The sequence below is a fragment of the Streptomyces sp. M2CJ-2 genome (assembly GCF_016757295.1).
Lineage (GTDB): Bacteria > Actinomycetota > Actinomycetes > Streptomycetales > Streptomycetaceae > Streptomyces.
In genome coordinates this window covers 1-3051 of sequence record NZ_JAESIF010000180.1, presented here as the reverse complement: position 1 = coordinate 3051, position 3051 = coordinate 1, and the positions used below count along the sequence as shown (strand labels likewise).

Annotated in this window: 2 protein-coding genes and 1 pseudogene; 1 reads left to right on the top strand and 2 read right to left on the bottom strand. The window is 69.2% G+C overall.

All coding sequences use genetic code 11. The features are described from left to right. Nucleotides 1-59: 59 nt before the first annotated feature. Nucleotides 60-680 carry a hypothetical protein gene (locus JL475_RS38475; RefSeq protein WP_237409462.1) on the bottom strand — a complete coding sequence of 207 codons (621 nt, stop codon included), beginning with the start codon at nucleotides 678-680 and terminating at the stop codon, nucleotides 60-62. A gap of 625 nt (nucleotides 681-1305) precedes the next feature. Between JL475_RS38475 and JL475_RS38470 the strand changes: the two are divergent. Next, nucleotides 1306-2826 (top strand): annotated as a pseudogene (locus tag JL475_RS38470) (IS200/IS605 family accessory protein TnpB-related protein); the annotation flags it as partial. Here the strand turns inward: JL475_RS38470 and JL475_RS41010 are convergent. Next, a complete protein-coding gene (locus JL475_RS41010) occupies nucleotides 2822-2965 on the bottom strand; it encodes a hypothetical protein (RefSeq protein ID WP_307825326.1) in 144 nt (47 codons plus the stop codon). The pseudogene JL475_RS38470 and the gene JL475_RS41010 sit on opposite strands and share 5 nt — an antisense overlap. Nucleotides 2966-3051 lie beyond the last annotated feature (86 nt).

Genomic DNA, 3051 nt, shown 5'->3' with positions numbered 1-3051 from the left:
GACCCCGGCCCGATTCCAGCGGGCCGGGGTCCTTGTGCTGTGCCGGGGTGGCGGTCGGGTCAGCGTCCGCCGTGTCCGCCGAATCCGTTGTTTCCGCCGAATCCTTCGTTCCTGCCGAATCCTTCGTTCCCACCGTGTCCGCCGAAGTGGTGGCCGACGACCCGGAAGCTGCCCACCACTCCGTTTTCGACGAAGACGCCGCCCTCGACGGGGCAGGGGACCACGCCGTCGCTGGAGCTGTGCGGTCCGACGGTGGCGATGGGGGCGCCGTTGTCGCAGGTGGCCCCGCGGAAGACCTCGACGCTCCTCCGGCTGTCGTTGCGGATGTTCAGGCTGCGGGAGCCCAGGCCGCTCACGATGGTGACGCAGCCGCCCGGGTTGTCCGAGTAGGAACGCTCGTTGATGTGGATCCGGCCTTCGAAGCCCCGGTCTTCGAAGCCCCGGCCTTCGTTGCCCCGGTCTTCGAAGCCCCGGCCTTCGTTGCCCCTGCCGGATTCGCCGCCCAGGGGGGCCGCGGCGGGGACGGCCGCCTGCTGGACCATGGGGGCGGCCGCCTGCTGGACCGCGGGGGCGGCCTGGGTCGGCCCGTAGGCGGATGCCGAGGCGTAGGTGATACCGGTGACGGCCAGGCCCGCGGCAACCGCGACGGCCGCGGTGACGACGGTGGGACGGGTATTCATCACGTGCTTCTCCTGATCTCGGGGGATCGGCCGGCCGGCCGACTCGTGATGAACGTACTGACCGGTTCTTATGTCTGTCATATCGGGACATGGGGGAGAGTCGGCAGATTGACTCCGATCAGGTCACAGGGGGTGCTCGTATGCCGTGTCATGGCGCGCTGACGTGTAATCAGATGTCCTTTTCTGTAATGGACTTGATGCCCTGATACGCCGTCCGGGGGACTTTTCCGATACCTGCTCACCCCCAGTCGCGGCGTGTCGTTCGTTGACTCATCAGGTCAAACCGGCATTCCCGTCGTGCTGCCGGGTGACGGACGGGGCGCTCGAGCGCGTGAGCGGGCCCGTGACGTGCCGTGTTGCCGTCCGCAGGGTGACGTCCCCCCTGGTCACGGACAACGGGTGGTTACGCTGCGGTGCGAGGTCTTGCGTCGTCAGTGCCCTGGTTTCGAGCGGGGTGGCGTACCCGTGGATGGGGTGCTCGCGCAGACGGGTATGGGTGTACTCGACCTCGATGAAGCGGAAGACGCCGGCTCGGGCAGTCTCAGAGCTCGTAACACGATCATGGTCGGGCCTCCTTGAAGCGTTTGCAGTAGATCAGGCTGCAGGTCAGGGAGGCAAAGGCATCGTGGAGTTCGGTGCGGCGTTCCCAACGGACGGCCAGCCGTTCGAACTGGTGGAGCAGGGCGAAGGTCTGTTCCACCCTGCACCGGAGGACAGCTGGGCGGCGCGGAAGCGGGAGCTGACCGCCGCCTCGTCGTCCCGGTGGGGCGGGGCGATCACGAAGGCCACGCATGACCAGTGGGCCTTGTCGCGTCGCTGCCAACTCGCCCACATCCAAAGCCTTGAGGCCGGTATCAAGACGACTCGGTACCGCCTGTCCCAGCCGATCGGCCAGAAGGGCACCAAGCGCGCCCCGGGCGGCTACCGTTCGAAGAAGGAGTGGTTCCAGAAGACCCGGCGCCTGCATGTCCTCGAGGAGCGTCTGGAGCGAGAACGGGCCGACCGTGAGGCCGGCGTCGTCCACGTCGTGCGCGGCGGCAAGCGCCTGGCCCGTCATCGGCACAACCTCGGCGCCGCGCAGCTCACCGAGAGTCAATGGCGCGAGCGGTGGGAAGCCGAGCGCTGGTTCCTCGCTGCGGACGGCGAGTCCGGGAAGCGGTACGGGAACGAGACGATCCGCGTCACCCCGGACGGGGAGGTGAGTATCAAGCTCCCTGCCCCGCTCGCCGGGCCGGCGAACGCCGAGCACGGCCGGTACGTACTCGCCGCAAAGGTCTCATTCCCGCACCGCGGCGAACCATGGGCGGACCGGGTGGAGGCGAACCGGGCGGTTGCCTACCGCATCCACCCGGACGTGGAACGCGGACGCTGGTACCTGACCGCCTCGTGGCAGATCCCGCCCACCAGGACCATCCCGATCGACGCCGCCCTCGCCGAAGGTGTGATCGGCGTGGACACCAACGCCGACCACCTTGCGGCCTGGCGCCTGGACGCCCACGGCAACCCGATCGGGCGGCCCCGCCGCTTCTCCTACCGGCTCAGCGGGTCGGCCGAGCACCGTGACGCCCAGGTACGGCACGCGCTGTCCCGGCTGCTGAACTGGGCGAAGTCCTGCAAAGTGGCCGCTGTCGCCATCGAAGACCTGGACTTCGCGGCGGACAAGACCCGCGAGAAGCACGGCCGGAAGAAGCGGTTCAAGCAGCTCATCTCCGACATGCCCACCGGCAGACTCCGCGCGCGCCTCACCTCGATGGCGGATCAGACCGGCATCAGCGTCATCGCTGTCGACCCGGCCTGCACCTCGAAATGGGGCGCCCAGCACTGGCAGAGGCCCCTCACCGGCAAGAACCGCAAGGCGACCCGTCACGATGCGGCGAGCATCGCGATCGGGCGACGCGCCCAAGGGCACCCGATCCGGCGACGGGCGACACCGCCCCTTGCTCACCAGAGTGATGAGCAAGGGCATCGGGCCGTCCAGGCCCGACCGGATGCCCTCGGGCGTGAGGGACCCCGCCCCCGCACTCCCGGACCACGGACACGATCCGTGCCGCCGGACGCGGCGAGCACGCGGGCGACCAGGACACCCAAAACCGTTCGGGATGTCCGCAGCGACCAGGTATGGGTACAAGACTCACTCCTGCTCACTGGCCAGGAACGGTACGTACGGCCGGGGCCGCCGTGGTGCGGGCGCCGAGTCGGGCCAGGACGTCCTGCGGGGCCTTTGTCGCCCGCCCACCGATCGCCGCGAACGTCTTCGCTCCGGTGACGACAGCGGAGCACGCGATCAGCAGGACTGCCGCGAACGGGTGACGCTTTGTGTGTCGGTGCCGCGGGCCGGTCGCGTCGGCGGCCGGTCGGCCGGCGGGCCGGT

Coding starts and splice junctions, on each gene's coding strand:
- JL475_RS38475 (WP_237409462.1), bottom strand. CDS start 680: ATGAATACCCGTCCCACCGTCGTCACCGCGGCCGTCGCGGTTGCCGCG.